This is a genomic window from Haloterrigena turkmenica DSM 5511, assembly GCF_000025325.1.
Taxonomy (GTDB): Archaea; Halobacteriota; Halobacteria; order Halobacteriales; family Natrialbaceae; genus Haloterrigena; species Haloterrigena turkmenica.
Map to the genome: position 1 here is coordinate 3,690,459 of NC_013743.1, position 22,303 is coordinate 3,712,761.

Sequence of the window (22,303 nt, forward strand, 5' to 3'; positions counted from 1 at the left end):
GAACCGTGACCATGCCAATATCGGTGGTGGTCGACCGTAGTATACGTGTAGTCCAGTTTGCGTCCGGACCCGTTCACCGCGTCATGGATCCAATGCGATTGTAGTTATGAGTGTGTGGCTTGGCCGGTTAGTGCTCGCGGACTCAACACCTCGTTGCCTTGGTGCGTACATCCCGAGTCTATCGAACTCGTCTTCTACGAGTGGCCTCGGTGGTATCTCTTTTCCAAGTGGGTTTCGAGCTTAGATGCGTTCAGCTCTTACCCCGTGGTGCGTCGCTGCCCGGCACGTGCCCTCTCGGACAGCCGGTACACGAGTGGCACCCATTCGTAGTTCCTCTCGTACTATACGAACGTTCTTGTCAGATACCGTAACACCCCCAATAGATAGCAGCCGACCTGTCTCACGACGGTCTAAACCCAGCTCACGACCTCCTTTAATAGGCGAACAACCTCACCCTTGCCTGCTTCTGCACAGGCAGGATGGAGGGAACCGACATCGAGGTAGCAAGCCACCCGGTCGATATGTGCTCTTGCGGGTGACGACTCTGTTATCCCTAAGGTAGCTTTTCTGTCAGCAATGGGCCGCATCAAGCAGCCGCATTGGTTCGCTAGACCACGCTTTCGCGTCAGCGTCCGTCGTTGTGCCGGACACTGTCAGACTTCCTTATGCTCTTGCGCTCTTTCCCGCGTCTCCGACGCGGGTGAGGAAATCTTGGGGCGCGCTCGATATCTTTTCAAGCGCGTACCGCCCCAGTCAAACTGCCCGGCTACCAGTGTCCTCCGCCAGGAGTGAGAGTCGCAGTCACCATCGGGTAGTATTTCAATGCTGGCTCGGTGGCCCGCTAGCGCGGGTACCTGTGTAGCGCCTCCTACCTATGCTGCACAATGGCGACCACGTCTCAGTGACAGCCTGCAGTAAAGCTCTATAGGGTCTTCGCTTCCCCTTGGGGGTCTCCAGACTCCGCACTGGAACGTACAGTTCACCGGGCCCAACGTTGGGACAGTGGCGCTCTCATTGATCCATTCATGCAAGCCGCTACTGAAGCGGCAAGGTACTACGCTACCTTAAGAGGGTCATAGTTACCCCCGCCGTTAACAGGTCCTTCGTCCCCTTGTACGGGGTGTTCAGATACCTGCACTGGGCAGGATTCAGTGACCGTACGAGTCCTTACGGATTTGCGGTCACCTATGTTGTTACTAGACAGTTGGAGCGCCCGAGTCACTGCGACCTGCCTCGTTGCGAGGCAGGCATCCCTTATTGCGAACGTACGGGACTAACTTGCCGAATTCCCTAACGTCGGTTGATCCCGACAGACCTTGGCTTTCGCCGCCACGAGTACCTGTGTCGGATCTCGGTACGGACAGTGTGCTTGCCTTTTCACGGGCTCTAGGTTGACCTCTCTTGCGCTATTCAGCCATTCGTTCGCTTCGTGCCATTACGGCTTCCACGAATTTCGACTGTTCGCCCGAGCGAAAGCTCGGGAGAGGCGGCCCCAAAGCGTCGGCTTTGAGTGCACACTGGCATAGGAATATTAACCTATTTCCCTGTTGTCAGCTTCGACTTACGGGCTGACTTAGGACCGGCTAACCCTCAGCTGATTAGCATTGCTGAGGAACCCTTACTCGTTCGGCCGTCGGGGTTCTCACCCGACTAACGCTGCTACTATGACCAGGATTTTCGTTACTGAACGGTCCACATGACTTCTCAGCCATGCTTCCACCCGAACAGAACGCCAACCTACGGGATCACTCGGTCAAGAGTGCCGCTAGGTCTCGGTGGTAGACTTGAGCCCCGATCATTTTGGGCGCCGCAAACCTCGGCCGGTAAGCTGTTACGCTTTTCTTAGAGGGTAGCTGCTTCTAAGCTCACCTCCCGGCTGTCTAGGGCTTGCGACCACCTTCGATCGCACTTAGTCTACACTTGGGGACCTTAACCCAGCTCTGGGTTGTCTCCCTCACGGTACACAGGCTTACCCCGTGCACCGGACTCCCTGCGTCAAACGGCGTTCATAGGTTCGGAGTTGGACAGGGGGGCGCACTCCTCTCGGAGTGCGGTCCCCCAATCCGTCGCTCTACCCCATGAACTACCTCGGCAGAGGTCATGCTTCGACATGTTTCGGTTGGAACCAGCTGTTTCCGGATTCGATGGGCCTTTCACCCCTAGACGTAGGTCACGCGAGGGTATTGTAGGACACCAACGCTATCGGGCCTCCACGTGCCTTTCGGCACGCTTCACCCTGCCCACGCCTAGATCATCCGGTTTCGGGTCGTGCCCGTTTGACTCCCCGCGCTTGAACACGGCGGCCCTCGTGCAAAGCACTGCGGCCATGTCGGTTTCCCTACGCCTTCCTCGATAATCGAGTTAGACTCGTCAAACAGGCACACTCCCTGGTTCGTTTTTCAAAACGTACGACAGAACACCGGCTTCCCAAACAGCTTACTACAGGTTTGCACCTGATTCATTGTGTCCGGGACCTTGTATGCTCTGTCGCTCCATCGCCAACTGATTTCACGCCCTATTGCACCTCCCTTCGTGGGGTGCTTTTCAGCGTTCGCTCACGCTACTTGTTCGCTATCGGTCTTGAGGAGTGTTTAGTCTTCGCGGTCGATGCCCGCGATCTTCACGAGGGATATCCAACCCCCGATACTCTGGAGCTGACTCGTTCCGTACTTCAGGACAATACGGGACTGTCACCCTGTTTCGTGCTCCGTTCCAGGAGACTTCGTGTCATGTTTCGGGAAGTGATCGTCAGTCCGAACACCACATTGCCCGTGAAGGCTTCGGTTTGGACTGTGTCGCGTTCATTCGCCATTACTAACGACATCGCGTTTGCTTTCTTTTCCTGTCGATACTAAGATGTTTCAATTCTCGACGTTCCCCATTGCGCGAAGCAATTGCGGTGGGGATTCCCATTCGGAGATCCTGAGTTCTTCGCCTCCGTGCGGCTCCCTCAGGCTTATCGCAGCTTGGCACGTCCTTCTTCAGCTCTCAAGCCGAGCGATCCACCAGCTGGCACAGTAGCCACGTTCATCGGATCGGCGGTTGCGGATGCAACCACGTATGTGACCCGGGAACGGGTCCAGTGGACGCCTGGACTACACGTACACACAGTCTCATCTGCACGCCGTAGACGCGGCATGCATTAACCCTTCCCAGCCACGTTTACACGGGCTGGTGCATCGGTTTTCGTTCGGATTAGATCGAAGACGCCTGTCCCACTTAAGGGGCACGGTCTCGATCCGCTCCGAGTCATGGACCCACAGGGATTCGAACCCTGGGCATCCTCCTTGCAAAGGAGGCACTCTACCACTGAGCTATGGGCCCACGTCCACCCCGGAGGGTGGACAGAGCGCGAAAGTGTTAGCCTTGGTAGTTCTAAGGTGCCCGATCGGCCAAACGGATGGTCGATCGAACGTGGAGTGCGTGGCGCAACGCGCCACGCGTGGTGAGCCAGGCACGACGGCCTGGTCTCGGTCTGTGGAGGTGATCCAGCCGCAGATTCCCCTACGGCTACCTTGTTACGACTTAAGCCCCCTTGCGGAGCCCAGATTCGACCTCTGTTACAGAGGCCTCATCCGGACCCCACTCGGGTGCTTTGACGGGCGGTGTGTGCAAGGAGCAGGGACGTATTCACCGCGCCCTTCTGAGGCGCGATTACTACCGAATCCAGCTTCATGAGGGCGAGTTTCAGCCCTCAATCCGAACTACGACCAAGTTTCGGAGATTAGCGCCCCCTTTCGGGGTTGCATCCCACTGTCTTGGCCATTGTAGCCCGCGTGTCGCCCAGCACATTCGGGGCATACTGACCTACCGTTGCCCGTTCCTTCCTCCAGTTTGGCACTGGCAGTCCTCCTAATGTACCCAACCACCACAAGGGTGTTGCTGGCAATTAGGAGTGCGGGTCTCGCTCGTTGCCTGACTTAACAGGACGCCTCACGGTACGAGCTGACGGCGGCCATGCACCTCCTCTCAACGGCTCCAGTAAGCTCATCACACTGACCTTCACGGCACGTTGTCGATGCTGGTGAGATGTCCGGCGTTGAGTCCAATTAAACCGCAGGCTCCTCCGGTTGTAGTGCTCCCCCGCCAATTCCTTTAAGTTTCATCCTTGCGGACGTACTTCCCAGGCGGTCTGCTTCACGGCTTCCCTACGGCACAACACAGGCTCGTAGCCTGTGTCACACCTAGCAGACATCGTTTACAGCTCGGACTACCCGGGTATCTAATCCGGTTCGTGACCCGAGCTTTCGTCCCTCACCGTCGGATCCGTCTTCCAGAGGCGCTTTCGCCACCGGTGGTCCGTCCAGGATTACGGGATTTCACTCCTACCCCGGACGTACCCCTCTGGTCTTCCGGTCCCAAGCCATCCAGTTTCCACCGGACGCCCGCGCGTTAAGCGCGCGGATTTCCCGATGGACTTGGTTGGCCAGCTACGGACGCTTTAGGCCCAATAATAGCGGTCATCACTCGTGCTGCCGGTATTACCGCGGCGGCTGGCACCGGTCTTGCCCAGCACTTATTCTGCGACCACCTTACGGTCGCGAAAAGCGAGGACGATATGCCCTCGCACTTGGAGTCCCCTTATCGCACTCGCGTGCAGTGTAAAGGTTTCGCGCCTGCTGCGCCCCGTAGGGCCCGGTATCTTGTCTCAGATACCGTCTCCGGGCTCTTGCTCTCACAACCCGTACCGATTATCGGCACGGTGGGCCGTTACCCCACCGTCTACCTAATCGGCCGCAGCCACATCCTATGGCGCCGTAACGTTTCGGAATCCCGGCAGTTCCAGCCTGGGATTCGTATTCCGAATTAGCCTCAGTTTCCCGAGGTTATTCGGATCCATAGGGTAGTTTGGCCACGTGTTACTGAGCTATCTGCTACGAGTCTGAACTCGTGCAACTAGCATGGCTAAATCGGACTCCAATAGCAATGACCTCCGGCAGGATCAACCGGAATGCTATATGTTCTCCCCAATGTTGGGGAGGGTTTGTTGGCGGTGAATGTTAAGATACACACTCACACATGGGTCCACGTTCGGTGACCACAGATCGTCGACCGATCGGGCGTCACCGAACTACCAAGGCTAACATCAGATCCCATCTGTACGGCGGACCGCAGGGGTGGAATCCTCATCTCCTTCGGATCTACTCGTAAGCCACGAAGGGTACTTAATCCCTTCGGACTCGAGTGGTCCGAGATGACGGGACGAGTTGAACGCCCCGTCGATCACATGTTCTTTGCAATCCATCCGAATCCCCGTATACACTTAAGGGCGTCGGATCGCTCCTCGCCGGAATCCGCATCCGGCGGGACGGTTGCGATCCAATCTGAGTGCCCTGTTACGTATAAGGGCATCGGATCGCCGTAGCCGGCTGCGCCGGCCACGAGCACATCACGTTCGGAATGCCCTAATACGGATAAGACCATCGGATCGGTCCGACGGTCACGTACGGGAGTGGATGCAGTGCCTACCTCCGTGCCGGAACGCGGCCGGAGGGGACGCGGCGATGTGCGCCACGTCGTTCGCATTAGTATGAAAGACCGGGTTACTATATAAGGCCGTCGAACCAGAGGCGGTGCGAAACCCGCTACCGTGCCACGGTTTTCCATCATTCAGTCGCGATAGCGACAGGGATAAATGGACGTCGTCCTCGAGCACGAGCTCCGATAATCGACGATCGCGCCAGAATATCACGCGGGCGGAGGTCGGTCGGTCATCCCGTCCTCGCAGACGCGGTCGGACCGAATGAGACCCGCGTGCCCGTACTCGAGCGTGCACGCGCAAGAAGGTGTCGCGATGGGCTCGACTCGAGACACGAGTGAGAGCGTCTCCGGGCGACTGACCGCATCGGGAGCCACGCATTGGGCGCTGCAAGCGGGGACACGCATCGATGCCGATAAACCACGTGCGTCGTAACGAGTATACGAATGGTCCGGGACCCGATCGCTTCGGAGTCGACGCCGTCCGCAGAGGAGATCTGCTCCGCGCTGGACGATCCCGACTGCCGTGAGATTATCCGGAATCTCGAGGAACCGATGACGGCCTCTGAGCTCACGAAGCGGTGCGAGATCCCCCAGTCGACATTGTATCGGAAGCTGGAAGTGCTGACCGACTCGACATTGCTCGAGGAGTCGACCGAGATCCGCCAGGATGGCCACCACGCGAGCAAGTACGCGATCGCGTTCGACGAGATCACGATTACGTTGGACGAGGATCGGTCGCTGGCGGTCCAGATCGAGCGTCCGGCCCGGACGGCAGACGAGCGCCTCGCGGAACTGTGGTCGGAGGTCCGAAAGGAGACATGAGCCCGTACACCGGTGTCACCGAAATCGCGCTCGCACTCGCGGTCGTCAAGACGCTCGTGTTGGTGGTCGGCGGAGTCATCACGTACGTCGCGTTCAAGGCCTATCGGCGGACGCGGCAGCGTCCGCTCGGTCTTCTCGCCGCCGGATTCGGACTCGTGACGCTCGGACTCGTCCTCGCGGGGATGCTCTACGAACTCCTCAGTGTTCGGCTCGCGACGGGGATCTTACTCGAGAGTCTTCTCGTTCTCGCCGGCTTCCTGGTTATCGCGTACTCGCTGTACGTGCAGTGACCCGGCGGAGCCGGAGAACCGTTTTCGAACGGATCGGGGGTTAGCCCTCGTATCCGGCGTCGTCCATCACGTCGGCGAACTCCTCGGTGTCCATCGCTTCTTCGTAGACGATCGCGGTCGCCATCCCGCCGGGGTAGCGACCGTCGGTCGTGACGTGGTCGACCTTGTGACAGTGGACCGGGTAGAGTCCGGGGTCCGCGTCGGCCTCGAACTCGAGGGTGAGTCGCTCGGCGGGAGCGATCGGAACGACGTCCTGCTCGTAGCGGGCCGCCTCGGGGATCGGACTGCCCTCCTCCTCGACGACGGTAAAGCGGTGGCCGTGCGTGTGGAAGGCGTGGGTCTCGTAGCCCGCGTTGACGACGTGAATACGGACCGTCTCGCCTTCGGACATGATCAGCGGCGAGCCGAGTTCGGGGTGGAACGTCGTCGGCGCGCTTCGCCCGTTGACCGTGTAGAAGTTCGGCCGCCGGTCGCTGACGTCGTACTCGGCGTCCCCACCGGCCGTCTGTTCGTGGAGTCGGCTGTCCCACTCCCGGAGCGTCAGGAAGTACTCCCGGTCGGGCGCCTCGTACCCCTCGGGGTCGACGCGGATGATGCCGTACATCCCCATGTCGAGGTGGTTATGCGTCTGCACGTGGCAGTGGTAGAAGTGCGTCCCGGGGACGTCGCCCTCGAGGACGTACGTCTTGCTGTTGCCGGGGTTAATCTGCGTCTGCGTGGTCACGGGCGCGCCGTCGTCTTTCCAGGACTTGCCGACCGCGTGGACGTGGACGGTGTGCGGATAGCCGTGGTCGTTTTCGAACGTGAGTTCGAACGTCTCGCCCTCTTGCATGCGGTAGATCGGTCCCGGCACGCTGGGCGCGAGGTCGTCGGCCTGCCAGGCCCACACCTCGGGGAGTTCGACCGGCCCGCCCTTGGCCTCGTCGCTCACGAGCTGGTGGCGCGCGGAGACGGTCCGCAGCGTCGACTTGTGGTCCTGCTCGGCGAGATCGACGATCTGCGGCGGTGCGGTGTACTCGTAGTCGGTCAGCGGTTTCCCGTCTTCGTCGGCGTCGGACTCGTTGTCCGGTTCGGTCGCCGTGGCACCGTCGCTCGAGAGGCCGGAGAGACAACCCGCAAGGGCGCCGAGGGCACCCGTACCAGCCATCGAGAGGACGGTTCGGCGTCGGAGAGCGGAGTTCGCGGTTGGGATCGGGCTCATACTCGAACAGAGGGACCCCCTAATGAAGGGTGCAGAGGTAATTCCCGCCCCGAAAGAGATATTCCCGCTCGAGGGGAATCATCGGCAATCGGCGGCACGTTCATCGCCCGAAAAACGGCGGCTACGGGCGTTGCGCTCCGCTTATCGGTTCAACGTGTGAATCGCGTGGCCGAGCGCGTTCTCGGCGGCCTCCATCACCGACTCGGAGAGCGTCGGGTGGGCATGGACCGTCGATGCGACGTCCTCGAGGGTCGCGCCCAGTTCGATCGCCAGCCCGAGTTCCGCGATCAGTTCGGAGGCTTCGGGACCGACGATGCTGGCGCCGAGTACGTAGCCGTCTTCCTCCTCGGCGACGACCTTGACGAACCCGTCCGACTCGCCGGTCGTCAGCGCGCGGCCGCTGGCCCGGAACGGGAACTGGCCGACGACGGTATCGAACCCGTTCTCCTCGGCCTCGGACTCGGTCATCCCGACGGTCGCGATTTCCGGATCGGTGAAGACGACCGCGGGCATGGCCTGGTAATCGATCGCCGCGGGCTCGCCTGCGATGACCTCGGCGGCGACCTGCCCCTCCGCGCTGCCCTTGTGAGCGAGCATCGGCTCGCCGGCGACGTCGCCGACGGCGAAGACATGATCGACGTTCGTGCGTGCGCGCGAATCGGTTTCGATGAAGCCGCGGTCGTCCGTCTCGACGCCCGCGGCCTCGAGATCGAGCGTGTCGGAGACGGGTTCGCGGCCGACCGCGACCAGCACCTTTTCGGCGTCGAGCTCGAGGGACTCACCCGTTTCGTCCTCGATGGCCTCGGCGCTACCGCCGTCGGCGGCGGTCTCTTCGACGGGGTCTGCGGCGACCGTGATCCCCTCACCGTCGGCCCGTTCGTGCCACTCGGAGGCCGTGTAGCCGAACTCGAACTCGATCCCGAGATCGTTCGCTCGCTGTTTGACGGGCCGCTTCAGATCGTCGTCGTACCCCGGAAGGATCGAGTCGAGCATCTCGATGACGGTCACGTCGGTGCCCAGTTTGGCGAAGACGCTGGCCAGTTCCATCCCGATGTAGCCGGCGCCGACGACGACCAGCGAGTCGGGGACGGAGTCGAGCGCCAGCGCCTGTCGGGAGTTCAGGACGGGCTCGTCGCCGAACTCGAAGTTGGGGATCTCGATCGGCCGCGAGCCGGTCGCGACGACGGCGTGTTCGAACTCGAGGGTCTCCGAGCCCTGGCCCTCGCCGCTGTGGGAGACGCGGGCGGTGTGTTCGTCGGTGAAGGTGGCGGTTCCCTCGAGCAGGTTGACCTGGTTGGCCTTGCAGAGCTTCTCGACGCCGCTGGTGAGCTGGTCGACGACGCCGTCCTTCCAGTCGACCATCCCCGCGAGGTCGATCGCGGGATCGGCGTGGATCCCCATCGCCTCGGCGTTGCGGGCGTCGTGGGCGATGTCAGTCGCTGTGATCAGCGCTTTCGACGGGATGCAGCCGTGGTTCAGACAGGTCCCGCCGTAGGCTTCCTTCTCGACGAGCGTGACGTCCAGATCGAGCTGTCCGGCCCGGATCGCGGCCACGTAGCCAGCGGGCCCAGCGCCGATTATCAGGACGTCCGTTCCGGTGGTGACGTCTCCGACGACCATCAGTTCGCTCCCTCCTCGGTGTGTGCGTACGGCGCGTCTCGTGTGTGCGGTAGTTCAGCGTACATAGTCGGTGAATCGTAACGTGGTGGTGACGAGTCGTAGGTCCGTCTACGCTCACTCGAGCAATAGTAGGCTGGGGTTCTCGAGGTACTCCATGACGGTGTTGGTGAACTGCGCGGCGATCGCACCGTCGATCAGCCGGTGGTCGAACGACAGCGAGAGGGTCAGCACGGATCGGGGCTCGATCGATTCATTACCGTTCTCGTCGGTCATTACGCGCGGTTTGCGCTTGATGGCGCCGATCGCGAGGATCCCCGCCTCGGGGTAGTTGATGATCGGCGTCGCGTACTCGCCACCGATGGCGCCGACGTTGGTGATCGTAAACGTCGAACCCCGCAGTTCGCCGGGGCTGATCGACCGCTCGCGGGCCTTCTGGACGAGCTCGTTCATCTCGGAGGACAGCTGCAGGAGTCCCTTCTCGTCGGCGTTCTCGACGACCGGAACCATCAGCCCGACATCGGTCGCGGTGGCGACCCCGACGTTGTAGTAGTCGCGATAGACGATCTCGTCGCCCTCCTCGTCGATGACCGCGTTCATCTCGGGGAACTCCTGCAGCGCCGCGACGACCGCCTTCATGATGAACGGCATGTAGGTCAGCCGAATGCCCCGCTCCTCGGCGCGGGGTTTGAGTTCCTCGCGCGCTTCGACGAGTTCGGTGACGTCGACCTCGTCGTGGTGAGTGACGTGGGGCGCGCTGTACTTCGACTCGACCATCGCCTCGGCGATCCGCTTGCGCACGCCCCTGAACGGCTCGCGGCGCTCGCGCTCGCCCTCGGCGAAGTCGGTTCCCTTCGCACCGACCGGTTCGCCCGCCTCGACAGCTTCGCGGTCGGCCTCCTGGGCCCGCTGCTGGGCCTCGGCGTACTCCCGGACCGCTTCGGGCGTGACGAACGCCTCGCCCTCACGTTCCTCGTCGGTCGGGACGGCGTCGATGTCGATGCCCTTCTCCCGAGCGATCCGTCGAGTCGCCGGTGCAGCGAGGGTCTTGTCGCGGTCCGCGGACTCGAGGTTCGCCGGCGGAGTCGTCGGTTCGCCGGCGCTCGCGGCTCCGGATCCGGCTTCGGATTCGATCCCGGATTCGGCTTCGGTCCGGCCCTCCGTTTCGACTGCAGCACCGCCGGTCTCGCTCGAGTCGCCCGTCGTCGCGCCCGATTCGGCTGCCGTCTCCGCCGGCTGCTGGGCCTGCGCTCCGCCGACGGGACCGCCGCTCGCGGCGGCCTGCACGTCGGCCGCGGTGATCCGGCCGCCGGGGCCGCTGCCCTCGAGACTCGAGAGATCGATTCCCTCTTCACGGGCCATGCGTCGCACGCGCGGGGGCGCGAAGACGCGGTCCTGGGGCGTGGCGGTTTCCTCGGCGTCGGCGCCGATCGCTTCGGGACTGCCGGCGGCTTCGTCAGTTTCGGCCCCAGTTTCGCTCCCGGCCGTGGTCGCCTCCTCGGGCGCGTCCACGCCTTCGGGTTCGCCGGCCCGCCCCTGTTCCTCATCGGTCGTCGTCTCGCTCTCCTCCCCTTCCACGTTGAACGAGATGATTACCGTCCCGACGGGGACGACCTCGCCTTCCTCGACGTGTAACTCGCGGACCGTGCCGTTTACCGGCGCGGGGACCTCCACGAGGGCCTTGTCGGTCTCGACCTCCGCGACCGGCTGGTCCTCCGAGACCGTCTCGCCTTCCTCGACCAGCCACGAGACCAGTTCGCCCTCCGCGACCCCTTCGCCGACGTCCGGTAGCTCGAACTCCCTGAGCATGTTAGAACTCCACCGCGTTTCGAATGCCGTCCTCGATGCGCGCCGGTTCGGGCAGGTAGTAGTCCTCGAGCGCGTACAGCGGGAACGGCGTGTCGAAACCCGTGATGCGCTCCACCGGCGCCTCCTGATACAGTAACGCTTCCTCCTGTAGGGTCGCAGTGATCTCGGCGCCCAGCCCGCCGGTCTTCGGTGCCTCGTGGACGACCGCCGCGCGCCCCGTCTTCTCGAAGGACTCGACGATCGTCTCCTCGTCCAACGGCGACAGCGTCCGCAGGTCGACCACCTCGGCATCGATCCCCTCCTCGGTGAGGTTCTCGGCGGCCTCGAGCGTCGGTCGGGTCATCGCGCCCCACGTGTAGACCGAGATATCGCTGCCCTCGCGGCGGATGGCCGCCTCGCCCAGCGGCACCTCGTACGATCCCGTGGGCACGTCCTCGCGAAACGCCCGGTAGATGAGCTTGGGCTCGAGGAAGAGCACAGGATCGGGGCTTCGGATCGCGCTCGTGAGCAGCCCCTTCGTGTCGTAGGGCGTCGAGGGGACGACGACCTTCAGCCCGGGCTGGTGGACGAACATCGCCTCCGTCGACTCGGAGTGGTGTTCGGGCGCCCGGATGCCGCCGCCGTAGGGCGCGCGGACGACCAGGGGGCAGGTGAATCGTCCGCGCGAGCGCGTCCGCAGGCGCGCGGCGTGGGAGACGATCTGGTCGAACGCGGGGTAAATAAAGCCCATAAATTGGATCTCAGACACTGGGCGCATCCCGTAGGCGGCCATCCCGATGGCGGTGCCGACGATACCCGACTCGGCCAGCGGGGTGTCGATCACTCGATTCTCGCCGAACTCGTCGTACAGCCCCTCCGTCGCGCGGAAGACGCCGCCGTTCTTTCCGACGTCCTCGCCCATGACGACGACATCGTCGTCGCGTTGCATCTCCGTCTGTAGTCCGTCCCGAACCGCCTGGACGAGGGTGAGGTTCTCCGTCTCCGATACGTCCGATGCCGACTCCGAGTTGGGTTCAGTCTCTGCTGCCATGGTATCACTCCAGAAGCGCGTCGTCGCCGTGGCGTTCGCGAATCGATTCGAAGTACTCGAGTTGCCGCTGTAAGCGTCGAGGCATCCCCTCGTAGACGTGGGCGAAGATCTCCTCGGGATCGGGCCGTTCGATCGACTCCGCGGTCTCGATCGCGTCGGCCACGTCCGCCCGAACGCGCTCGTCGATCGCGTCGACGCGGTCGTCGTCGAGGATCCCCTCGTTACGGAGGTACGACTCGAGTCGCGGGATCGGATCCTTCGCCTTCCAGCGTTCGACCTCCTCCTCGTCCCGGTAGACGGAAGGGTCGTCCGCGGTCGTGTGCGCACCAAAGCGGTACTGGACGGCCTCGATCAGCGTCGGCCGCGTCGCGTCGCCGGGGGAGTCGTCCGCGACTGAATCGGGATCCTTGGCCTTCTCGACGGCCTCTTTGGTGACCTTGTAGACCGCCAGCGGATCCATCCCGTCGACCTGGACGCCCTCGAAGCCGTAGGCCTCGGCCTTCTGTGCCAGCGTGGCGCTGGCCGTCTGGCGCTCGCGGGGCACCGAGATGGCCCACTGGTTGTTGTTACAGAAGAAGACGTTCGGGGTGTCGAAGACGCCGGCGAAGTTCAGCCCCTCGTGGAAGTCGCCCTCGCTCGTGGCGCCGTCGCCGAAGTAACAGAGGAAGGCCTTCTCCTCGCCCTGCAGCTTCGAGGCCCACGCCGCGCCGGTCGCGTGGGGGATCTGGGTCGCGATCGGCACCGCGACGGAGAACATGTTGACGTCCTCCGGGATGTAGTTGCCCCGCTCGTGGCCCATCCAGTAGAGCAGCGTTCGCTCGAGGCTCACGCCGCGCACCAGCCCGACACCGTGTTCGCGGTAGCTGGGAAACACCCAGTCCTCCTCGGCGAGCGCGTGGGCGCTGCCGATCTGGGACCCTTCCTGTCCCGACAGCGGCGGGTAGGTCCCCATCCGCCCCTGCCGCTGGAGACTCACCGCCCGTTCGTCGAAGTGACGCACCAGCCGCATCTGCGCGTACATCTCGACGAGCTCGTCGGCCGAGAGGTCGGGGACGTCGGCGCCCTCGAGGACCCGGCCGTCCTCGTCGAGCACCTGTACTCGTTCTCGGGGGTCGCGCTGTATCGTACTCACGGGAAGACCCACCTGTACATACCCTAATGAACTATCGCTCAGGGTAAAGGAGTTTCCCAAAATAGTTTACTATTGGTGAGATTCTTGCCCGCCACGCCGGGAAGAACTGGACACGACTGTACAGTTCTGGCCGCTGACGGGCAGCGAGTTGCGATACCGGATCGCGGGCGACGCCGGGGCGCGGGCGGGTCGCCGAACGCTCGACTCCGAGGACGGACGGTCGGCGAACGGCCCAGTCACGACGGATCGGAGCGTCCGTGCGCGGTCTCGCGGACGCTCGCACGAAAGAACGACGTCCGTCGCTCGACGGAGTTCCTCGCGGACCGCCTCGAGCATCGTCCGGCCGGCGGTGAAGTCAACGTTTCAGCGTTCACAAAACTTATCATGAGCGACACGTGAGTCGAACAGACGACTTACCACGAACCGATGAATCGGCACACCCCCTCCCCGCACACCGTCCGTGAGCAGTTGTCGAACGGATTAGATCGATTCTCGCTGGGCCTCCAGCGGCGACTCGAGGTCGATCTGCGAGCGCTGGCCGCGTTTCGCATCGCCGTCGGCGCACTGATACTCGTCGACCTCCTGCTTCGCTCGCGCGAACTCGGCAAGTTCTACACGGACGCCGGCGTGCTCCCTCGGGAAGCGCTGTTCGCCGACTACTCGTCGGTCTACTCGCTGCACGCGGTCTCCGGGGAAGCGTGGGCACAGGCGCTGCTGTTCCTCGTCGCGGGCGCGTTCGCGCTCGCGATGGCGGTCGGCTATCGGACGCGGACCGCGACGGCCGTCTCGTGGCTCCTGTTGATCTCGCTGCACGCCCGCAATCCCGTGGTCATCAACGGCGGCGACATGCTGTTGCGGATGCTCTGCTTCTGGGGAATGTTCCTGCCGCTCGGCGAACGGTGGTCGGTCGACGCGCGCCGGATCGATCGAGAGCGATCGACCGTGGCGTCCGTCGCGACGATGGCGCTGCTGTTACAGGTGCTGCTGATGTACGTGACCAACGCCGTCCACAAGACCAGAAGCGACGTGTGGATGAACGGCGAGGCGCTCGTCCACATCTTCCAGGCCGACCACCTCACGATCCTGCTCGGGAACGTCCTCGCGGACCAGTTCGAACTGTTGCGCGCGTTCACGCGCGTCTGGATGGCGCTCATTCTACTCTCTCCGCTGCTCGTGTTGCTGACGGGTTACCGACGCGCGATGCTCGCCACGCTGTTCGTCGGAATGCACCTCGGCATGCTCGTCACGCTTCGCATCGATCTGTTCCCGCTGATCGTCGTCGCGGGACTCCTCGTCTTCTACCCGTCGGTCGTCTGGGACGACGCGACCGCTCTCACGGACCGATTCGGCGTCGCAGACAACTGTCGACGGGGGCTGGCGAAACTCCAACACCTCGTTCCGACGCTGCCGGTGCCGACGCTTCCGGTCGCGGTCGGTCGCGCCGCGCCGTCGCTCTCGAGTCTCAGAGCGCGGAGTCGCGTCGCGTTCGGTACGGTGATTCCGTGGCTCTTTCTCGTATTGGTCGTGCTCTCGAACGCCGAAGCGGTCGACTACACCGAGGTTCCGGATCCCGCCGATCAGGTGCTCGAGACGGCCGAGGCCGATCAGAGCTGGCGAATGTTCGCTCCGGAGCCGACGTCGACGGCCAAGTGGCTCGTGGTCCCCGGGGAACTGGCGGACGGGACGACGGTCGACGCCCGCGACGGAACGGCCGTCGACTGGGATCGGCCGCCGAGCGTCGAGGACACCTACGCGACCTCGCGGGATCGAAAGTACGTCATCAACATGCGGTACGCCGGCAACGAGAACCATCGCTCGTACTACGCGAACTACCTGTGTGGCCGCTGGAACCGGTCCCACGACACCGAACTCGAGTCGCTCACCCTCTACGGACTGACCGACAAAGCCGGCCCGTCCGACGACGAACCGGACGTCGCCAGATACGAACTGCTCGAGTACGACTGCTCGGGCGAGTTGGTCCAGAACGAGTAGTCTCTACCTCCGGCCGCCACATCGGCCAGTCCGCCCGATAGGACACCCTACGGACCGAGACCGAGTACCCGGCGAGACCGAATCACTCGGCCGCCGGCGTCTGCTCGTCGCGTCGCGCGTCCGCTCGCGCCTCCTCGACGCTCTTCCCCTCCCGCAACACGGCGTCGACGAACAACTCGCCGGCCTTGTACGACGAGCGCACCATCGGACCGCTGGCACAGTAGAGGAATCCCAGTTCCTCCTCGGCGACCCGCCGCCACGTCTCGTACTTGTCGGGATGGTCGTATCGTTGCACCTCGAGGTGGTCCATCGACGGCCGCAGGTACTGGCCGAGGGTGACGACGTCGACCCCGCGCTCGCGGCAGTCGGCCAGCGTCTGGTAGACCTCGTGGTCGTACTCGCCGTGCCCGAGCATGACGGAGGTCTTGGTGTAAATGTCGCTTTCCCGATCGACCTGTTCGAGGACGCCCAGGCTCTGTTCGTAGCCCGCCCGGCGATCACGGACGGGGAACTGCAGGCGCTCGACGGTCTCGACGTTGTGGGCGATCACGTCCGGATCGGCGTCGATGATCTTCCGAACGAGACGCTCCTCGCCCTGAAAGTCGGGAATCAGGACCTCGACCAGAATGCCCGGATGGCGCTCCTTGATCTCGCGGATCGTCTCTGCGAAGTGACCGGCCCCCTGGTCGGGCAGGTCGTCGCGGTCGACCGAGGTCAGGACGACGTAATCCAGTCCGATCTCGGCGATCGCCTCGGCGACGTTTTCCGGCTCGTCAGGATCGAGCGACTCCATCCCGCCCGTCTCGACGTCACAGAAGTTGCAGGCTCGAGAGCAGCGATCGCCCATCAGCATGAACGTGGCCGTGCCGCCCTCCCCGTCGCCCGTTCCGGCGCCGCCCGACCAGCACTCGCCGAGGTTCGGGCAGTTGGCCTCCTCACAGACCGTATGGAGGTTTCGCTCGCGCAGCGTCTCCCGGATGTCGGTGAACTCCCGACCCGACGGCGGCCGCATCTTGAGCCAGTCGGGCTTGCGTGCGCTGCTCATACCCGGTCTATAGCGACGGGCAGTGAAAAACGGTGTCCCTCGAGCCTCGACGTCCCGAACGCGGTGGTGAACACGTCAGCGGAAGGATTACTTGTGGGCCGTCAGTTGTGTGAGACATGGTCGTTCCGCTGCAGATGGGCTGGCGGCACCTCCTCTTCGAGAACTGGCCGGTCGATCCGGCGCTGCTCGAGGCCCACCTCCCGAGGGACCTCACCGTCGACGAACACGACGGCCGAGGCTGGCTCTCGGTGGTTCCGTTCACTAACGTCGCCGTCCGGCCGCAGGGCTGCCCGAGACGGCTCGGCATTCGACTGCCGGAGATCAACCTCCGAACGTACGTGCGACGCGACGGCGAACCGGCGGTCTACTTCTTCAGCCTCGACGCGAAGGGCATTGCGAGCGTCCTCGGGGCGCGGCTGTTCCATCACCTGCCCTACTACTACGCCCGGATCGGCCTCGAGTTCGATCGAGAGAGCGGCCGCGTTCGGTTCTCGAGTCGGCGCAAGCACCCCGGCGCGCGGCCGGCGGCGTACGAGGCCACCTACCGACCGACGGGCGAGGCGATTTCGGCGCAGGACGATCCGCTCGCGCGATTTCTCGTCGAACGGTACCGGTTCTACACCGAAGCACCGGACGGGACGCTCCGCCAGACGCGGGTCGACCACGAGCCGTGGACCCTCTACCCCGCGGCCGCCGACGTCGAGACGAACACGATCCTGCGGGCGAACGGGTTCGAGATGCCGGAGTCGGAGGCGGTGTACTACTACAGCCCCGGACTGGACGTGCAAGCGGCGCGCAGCGAGTCAGCGTGAACGACGTACCCATAGCTTTACGGGAGCGAACGGAATACCGCCGACAATGGCGTTCAGCACGACGCCCGACTGGTTTCACATCAGCGACGAGGACGACATCGTCTGGGAGAGTCGTCCTCATCCGATCTCGATGGGGTCGCGGCTCCCGATCGGCGTCGCCGTCGCGATCGTCGGTCTCGTCCTCGCCGGGTGGACGGCGGGCGACGGCGTCGGACTCCTGACGCTCCTCGGCGTCCTCGTCGCCGTCGCCGGAACGGCCCTGGCGGGCGCGCGCTACCTCGTCTGGACGAACACCCGCTACGTCATCACGACCTCCGAACTCTACAAGAAACACGGCGTCGTCTCGAGAGACGTCACCCAGTTTCGCCTCGAACGCGTCCAGAACACCAGCCTCAGCCAGAGCGTCCTCGGGCGCGCGCTCGGCTACGGCGACCTGACCGTCTACACCGCCGGCTCCGGCGAGCCGGAACTCGTCTTCGAACGCGTTCCCGAACCCGAGCGCGCCTCGCGGCTGCTGAGCGACCAACTCGAGGACGTCACGACCTCGAGCGAGGAAACGGCCGTCTGATCGCCTACCACGGGAACAGCGGCGGCAGGGCGGACGCGACCGTCGACGCCGTCAGTTCACTGCCGTCCTCGCCGTGGCTCATCACCGGAGCGAGTCCGGTCGCGGCGGCGCCGTCGACAGACTGCTCGTAGCCCGCTCGCGTGTGCGGCGAGAACGGCGATCGGAGGTCCTGCTCCTCCAACGTCCACTGACCGAACCGCTCGTTCGCGTTCTCGTTTCGCCGCCACTCGCCGCCCTCGAGCCGACTCCCCTCCTCGAACTCGGTCTCGTCGCGCTTTCGCTCGTCGACGTAGAGGTAGTGTTTGGGATACGGGCTCGCGTCCCAGGCCCGGGCGAGCGTCGTTCCGTCGGCCATCACCGCGAGCTCGAGGAACGTGTACATCGTCGGCGGCTGGACGATGAACGCGGGCACCGCCTCGACGTCCATCCCCGTCGTCTCGAGGAACTCGACCGGCCCGAGTTCGTAGAACTTCTCGCGCATGATCTCGATGTACGTGTCGGTGCCGCCGAAGACGACGGCGGCGCGGACGCCTGCGACGCCGTCGACCGACTCGCGGACGGCGTCGCTCTCGAAGCGCTTGTCTTCGACGTCGGCCCGGAGTTTGTCCTTCCCGTCGAACCAGTCGAGGTCGTCGCGCTCGATGATGTCCCTGACGATGTTCTCCTCTCCCGATTCGCCCTCGACGCCGACGTACGACGGCGCCTCGTCCGCGTTCGTCTCGAGGGCGACGCTCGAGTCCACGACGCTCCGACCGTCGGGCGTGGTGAAGGAGAGTTCGATCCCGTTCGCCAGGCGGTACTGCCGGAGGCCCTCGTCGTACTCCGGGAGGTGCTTTCGCATCTCGCGGACCGTCTCGAGGTCGTCGGGGAGGTCGGTCACGACGTCGGCGACGAACCACGCGTCGAGGCTCCGCCCGTCGTAGTCGGGCATCGCGCTGTTCAAGGGGTCGCCGCCCTCCGAGCTGTTCTCGCTGTGGCCGGGCAGCAGCGTGACGGTCGTCGCCGACGCGGCGCGGTCGGCCATCAGGACCACCCCCCGCCGAACGCGATCTCGGCGTCCGCGATCGTGAGCAGGAACCGATCCGTGGAGAGAGTCTCGAACCGTACGGCACGGTCTCGCCGTCGGCGAAGACGAATACACCGGCCTCCCCGGATTCGAACTCCTCGGTCACTTCGGTTCGGACGTAGGCGCCGTGGTCGAACTGGAGGTCCCGCATCGTCGCCGCGAGGCGGGCCCGCCCCACGGGATCGACCGAGTCGGTCGCGCGGATGTCGTCGAAGACGATTCCGCCGGGATACGCGTCCGCTCCGTCCGCCGAATCGGACGAATCGGGACCGCGGTCGGCCGGGTACCAGCCGATCTCGAGTCGGGAAACCGCGTCGAGGAGGGCGGAATCGACATCGCTCGCGTCCCAGTAGACGTGTCCCGGCGTCGCCTGCGGGACCGTCACCGGTTCGGACTCGGCGACCGGTTCCCCCGTCAGGCCGTCCTCGAGGAGGTCCGACGGGCGATAGAGGCGGAATCGGAAGGCGACCGGCACATCGGTCCCGTCGATCCGGCCCGGTGTGACGTCGGCGACGAAGTACGGGTGCCCCGACAGCGAGAGATCGGTGACCGGCCGCGAAACCGTCGGCGTCGGATCGCCGTCAGCGGCGACCTCGAGGGCGTACTCGCCCTCGGTGACGGCGACCGGACGGTCCCGTCGGGAGACCCGAGACAGCGTGAGCACACCGTCGGTCTCCCACCCGTCGAGCGACGACTCGAAGGTGCCGAGCGGCAGTTCGTCGACCGAGTCGATGATACCGATACTCGAGTCGCCGGTCGCGCGGTTCGACGCGACCGTCCCGAACGCGGCGGCGACGCCGGTTCCCGCGACCGCCGACAGCACGCCGCGGCGCGACGTCCGCCGCGGCTTCTCGTTTCCGGACATGTAACGAGAGGGCGAACATCATCGTCGTATTAGTTATTTCCGAGACCGTCCGCGCTCGCTGGCCGGTAGGGTCGGCGGCCTCGAAGGAAACGCCTTTGACCCGGCGCTTCCCGTTTGAGGGTGATGGAGGTCGCCGAGGTTCTCCCCGAATTCGCCGACGCCTTCGCCTTCGAGGAGTTCAACCGCATGCAACGCGAGGCACTGCCGGGGCTGCTCGAGTCCGAGGACAACGTGGTCGCGAGCGCGCCGACGGCCTCGGGCAAGACCGCGCTGGCAGAGCTGGCGATTTGCAAGGCCCTGGCCGACGACGGCACCGCGCTGTTTATCGCGCCGCTGCGGGCCCTGACCAACGAGAAGGAGGACGACTGGGACCGCTTCGAGGACCTCGACTACTCGGTGTACGTCGTCACCGGCGAGCGGGACCTGAACCCGCGCCGCGCGCGGCGCGCGGACATTCTCGTGATGACCCCCGAGAAGCTCGACTCGGCGACCCGGAAACACGACTCGCGGCGGTACGACTTCGTCACCGACATCGACGTCTGCGTCATCGACGAGGTCCACCTGCTGGACGCCGATCGGCGGGGCTCGGTGCTCGAGGTGACGATCTCCCGGCTCCGACGGCTCTGCGATCCGCGCGTCGTCGCGCTCTCGGCGACGATGCCGAACGTCGACGACGTGGCAGCGTGGCTCGACGCCCCCGAGGAGACCACCTTCGAGTTCGGCGACGAGTACCGGCCCGTCGATCTCAAATCGGGTGTCAAGACCTACACGCACGGCGACAACGCCTTCGCGGACAAGTACCGTCGGCTCTATCGCGCCCTCGATCTGGCCGAACCGCATCTGCGAGAGGACGGCCAGGCGCTCGTCTTCGTCTCCTCCCGTCAAGACACCGTGCAGGCGGCCAAGAAGGCTAGAGACGAGATCGCCGAACGCGATATCCCGATGGGCGCTCGCGGCGACTACGATTTTCATACCGACGCGAAGGAACTCGACGACGCCACGCTCCGCAAGTCGGTGTTAGACGGCGTCGCCTTCCACCACGCCGGCCTCTCGAAGAACGACCGGGACCTGGTCGAGGAGTGGTTCAAGGAGGGCCACGTCGAACTCCTCTTCTCGACGTCGACGCTGGCCTGGGGCGTCAACCTCCCCGCTCGCTGCGTCGTGATTCGGGACACGAAGTACCACGATCCGCTCGAGGGCGAGGTCGACATGAGTCCCCTGGACGTCCTCCAGATGCTCGGTCGCGCCGGACGTCCGGGGTACGACGACGTCGGCTACGGCTGGGTCGTCTGCGACGGCGCGGACGCGGACAAGTACCGCCGGCTGCTCCGGGACGGCAAGGAGATCGAGTCCCGCCTCGCCGAGAGCTTAGAGACCCACCTCAACGCCGAGATCGCGATGGGGACCATTACCGATCTCGAGGAGGTCATGGACTGGCTCGAGACCACCTTCTACTACGTCCGCGGCCAGTCGAAACCCGAAGCGTACGACTTCCCCAATCTCCGCGAGCGCGTTCGGAACTGCCTCGAGGACCTCGTCGGCCGCGGGTTCGTCGAGATGGACGCCGACGACCTCTCGATCGAACCGACCGCGCGGGGCAAACTCGCCTCCGAGTACTACCTGCGGCTCGAGACGGCCGCGGGGTTCGCGGAGCTCTGTGACCGCGTCGAGAGCAGCGAGGCGACGGCGTCGCCTCGGAACGGCGAGCGGCGAAGCCGCGAGCGAGACGAGACGGCCCTCGAGACCGGCGACATCCTCGAGACGGTCGCGACCGCCGAGGAGTTCGACTCGGTGTCGGCCCGCCAGTCCGAGCGGGACGCGATCAACGCGGTGCTCGTCGGTCAGGAGACCGACGACCTCGAAGCGGGCCAGCGGAAGGTGCTGGCGATCCTCCGGGGGGCGGCCGACGGCTCAACGCCGTCTGAACTGGCCAGCGACGCGTGGGTGATCCGGCGCAACGCGACGCGACTCGTCTCGGCGCTCGGGGCCTTCCTCGATCGGTTCGTCGGCCCCCACGCCGCGAACCTCGCCCGGCGCGTCGAGGCCCGCATCGAGAACGGCGTCGCCGAGGACGCGGTCGGGCTGACGGCCATCGACGGCGTCGGGCCGGGTCGGGCGAGCAAGCTCGCGAGAGAGGGACTGTCGGCCCCCGGCGATATCGTCGAGATCGGCGTCGAAGGGCTCGTCGACGCCGGCCTCTCCGAGGGCGTCGCCGAGCGCGTCTACGAGGGCGCCCAGTCGCTGCCCGCCCTCGAGATCGACTGGGGCGAGTTCCCCGAGACGATCGCCACCGGCGAGAACGAGGTCTGTGAGGTGACCGTCCGCAACGTGGGCGAGCCCGCGCGGGCCGGGATTCGTGTGACCGTTAACGGAGTAGAGATGACCAGCACGAACTCTTACCTGCGCGACGCAGACACCGTCCCGGTCGGGGTCTTCGGCGCCGACGCAGACGTTCTCGAGTACACCGTCAGCGTCGCCTTCCCCGAGGAGCCGCTGGTGCCGATCGTCTCGAGTCAAACGGTCGACGTCGTCTGAGACCGGGATTGGATCCGGCTCGAGGCCGCGAACGGGGT

At 64.6% G+C, this 22,303-nt stretch carries 14 protein-coding genes, 1 tRNA gene and 2 rRNA genes; 7 read left to right on the forward strand and 10 right to left on the reverse strand.

Going from position 1 to position 22,303, the window contains the following annotated elements; genetic code table 11:
• Window positions 1-109 precede the first annotated feature (109 nt).
• From HTUR_RS17675 to HTUR_RS17685, 3 genes are all read right to left on the reverse strand, one after another.
• A 23S ribosomal RNA gene (locus tag HTUR_RS17675) occupies window positions 110-3,030 on the reverse strand.
• 222 nt (window positions 3,031-3,252) lie between these two features.
• Window positions 3,253-3,324 (reverse strand) — tRNA-Ala (locus tag HTUR_RS17680).
• Between the two features lie 154 nt (window positions 3,325-3,478).
• Window positions 3,479-4,953: ribosomal RNA gene (locus HTUR_RS17685) — 16S ribosomal RNA — on the reverse strand.
• The 16S and 23S rRNA genes sit together here with 1 tRNA gene alongside, the layout of an rRNA operon.
• Before the next feature lie 972 nt (window positions 4,954-5,925).
• Here HTUR_RS17685 and HTUR_RS17690 point away from each other — a divergent pair.
• Window positions 5,926-6,303 (forward strand): winged helix-turn-helix domain-containing protein, encoded by a 378-nt coding sequence (locus HTUR_RS17690; protein ID WP_008893481.1) that lies wholly within the window; start codon window positions 5,926-5,928, stop codon window positions 6,301-6,303.
• Window positions 6,300-6,593 (forward strand): DUF7521 family protein, encoded by a 294-nt coding sequence (locus tag HTUR_RS17695; RefSeq protein WP_008893480.1) that lies wholly within the window; start codon window positions 6,300-6,302, stop codon window positions 6,591-6,593. The genes HTUR_RS17690 and HTUR_RS17695 overlap by 4 nt, the downstream gene beginning before the upstream one ends.
• A gap of 40 nt (window positions 6,594-6,633) precedes the next feature.
• On the opposite strand, the gene HTUR_RS17700 is transcribed toward HTUR_RS17695, so the two are convergent.
• The 5 genes from HTUR_RS17700 to pdhA form a co-directional block, all read right to left on the reverse strand.
• Window positions 6,634-7,740, reverse strand: coding sequence for a multicopper oxidase domain-containing protein (locus HTUR_RS17700; RefSeq protein WP_012944703.1), 1,107 nt, complete (start codon window positions 7,738-7,740; stop codon window positions 6,634-6,636).
• Window positions 7,741-7,935: 195 nt separating this feature from the next.
• The gene (lpdA, locus tag HTUR_RS17705; protein ID WP_012944704.1) at window positions 7,936-9,414 is read right to left on the reverse strand and encodes a dihydrolipoyl dehydrogenase; all 1,479 of its coding nucleotides are present in this window, start codon (window positions 9,412-9,414) and stop codon (window positions 7,936-7,938) included.
• Window positions 9,415-9,528: 114 nt separating this feature from the next.
• Window positions 9,529-11,220 (reverse strand): 2-oxo acid dehydrogenase subunit E2, encoded by a 1,692-nt coding sequence (locus HTUR_RS17710; RefSeq protein ID WP_012944705.1) that lies wholly within the window; start codon window positions 11,218-11,220, stop codon window positions 9,529-9,531.
• 1 nt (window position 11,221) lies between these two features.
• Window positions 11,222-12,250 (reverse strand): alpha-ketoacid dehydrogenase subunit beta, encoded by a 1,029-nt coding sequence (locus HTUR_RS17715; protein ID WP_012944706.1) that lies wholly within the window; start codon window positions 12,248-12,250, stop codon window positions 11,222-11,224.
• 4 nt (window positions 12,251-12,254) lie between these two features.
• Window positions 12,255-13,382, reverse strand: a complete 1,128-nt coding sequence (gene pdhA, locus HTUR_RS17720; protein ID WP_012944707.1) for a pyruvate dehydrogenase (acetyl-transferring) E1 component subunit alpha — start codon at window positions 13,380-13,382, stop codon at window positions 12,255-12,257.
• Window positions 13,383-13,808: 426 nt separating this feature from the next.
• On the opposite strand from pdhA, the gene HTUR_RS17730 reads away from it, so the two are divergent.
• Entirely contained in the window at window positions 13,809-15,374 is a 1,566-nt protein-coding gene (locus tag HTUR_RS17730) for an HTTM domain-containing protein (RefSeq protein ID WP_012944708.1), read from the forward strand.
• 82 nt (window positions 15,375-15,456) lie between these two features.
• On the opposite strand, the gene lipA is transcribed toward HTUR_RS17730, so the two are convergent.
• Window positions 15,457-16,419: a lipoyl synthase gene (gene lipA, locus HTUR_RS17735; protein ID WP_012944709.1), complete on the reverse strand. Its 963-nt coding sequence runs from the start codon at window positions 16,417-16,419 to the stop codon at window positions 15,457-15,459.
• Window positions 16,420-16,535: 116 nt separating this feature from the next.
• Between lipA and HTUR_RS17740 the strand changes: the two genes are divergently transcribed.
• A complete protein-coding gene (locus HTUR_RS17740) occupies window positions 16,536-17,231 on the forward strand; it encodes a YqjF family protein (protein ID WP_012944710.1) in 696 nt (231 codons plus the stop codon).
• A gap of 46 nt (window positions 17,232-17,277) precedes the next feature.
• Window positions 17,278-17,799, forward strand: coding sequence for a PH domain-containing protein (locus HTUR_RS17745; RefSeq protein ID WP_012944711.1), 522 nt, complete (start codon window positions 17,278-17,280; stop codon window positions 17,797-17,799).
• Between the two features lie 4 nt (window positions 17,800-17,803).
• Here HTUR_RS17745 and HTUR_RS17750 read toward each other — a convergent pair whose 3' ends face one another.
• Window positions 17,804-18,823 carry a hypothetical protein gene (locus tag HTUR_RS17750; RefSeq protein WP_012944712.1) on the reverse strand — a complete coding sequence of 340 codons (1,020 nt, stop codon included), beginning with the start codon at window positions 18,821-18,823 and terminating at the stop codon, window positions 17,804-17,806.
• 169 nt (window positions 18,824-18,992) lie between these two features.
• Between HTUR_RS17750 and HTUR_RS17755 the strand changes: the two genes are divergently transcribed.
• A complete protein-coding gene (locus tag HTUR_RS17755) occupies window positions 18,993-19,763 on the forward strand; it encodes a hypothetical protein (protein WP_049941796.1) in 771 nt (256 codons plus the stop codon).
• A 90-nt stretch (window positions 19,764-19,853) separates the two neighbouring features.
• Window positions 19,854-22,265 carry a DEAD/DEAH box helicase gene (locus HTUR_RS17760; protein WP_012944714.1) on the forward strand — a complete coding sequence of 804 codons (2,412 nt, stop codon included), beginning with the start codon at window positions 19,854-19,856 and terminating at the stop codon, window positions 22,263-22,265.
• Window positions 22,266-22,303: the final 38 nt, after the last annotated feature.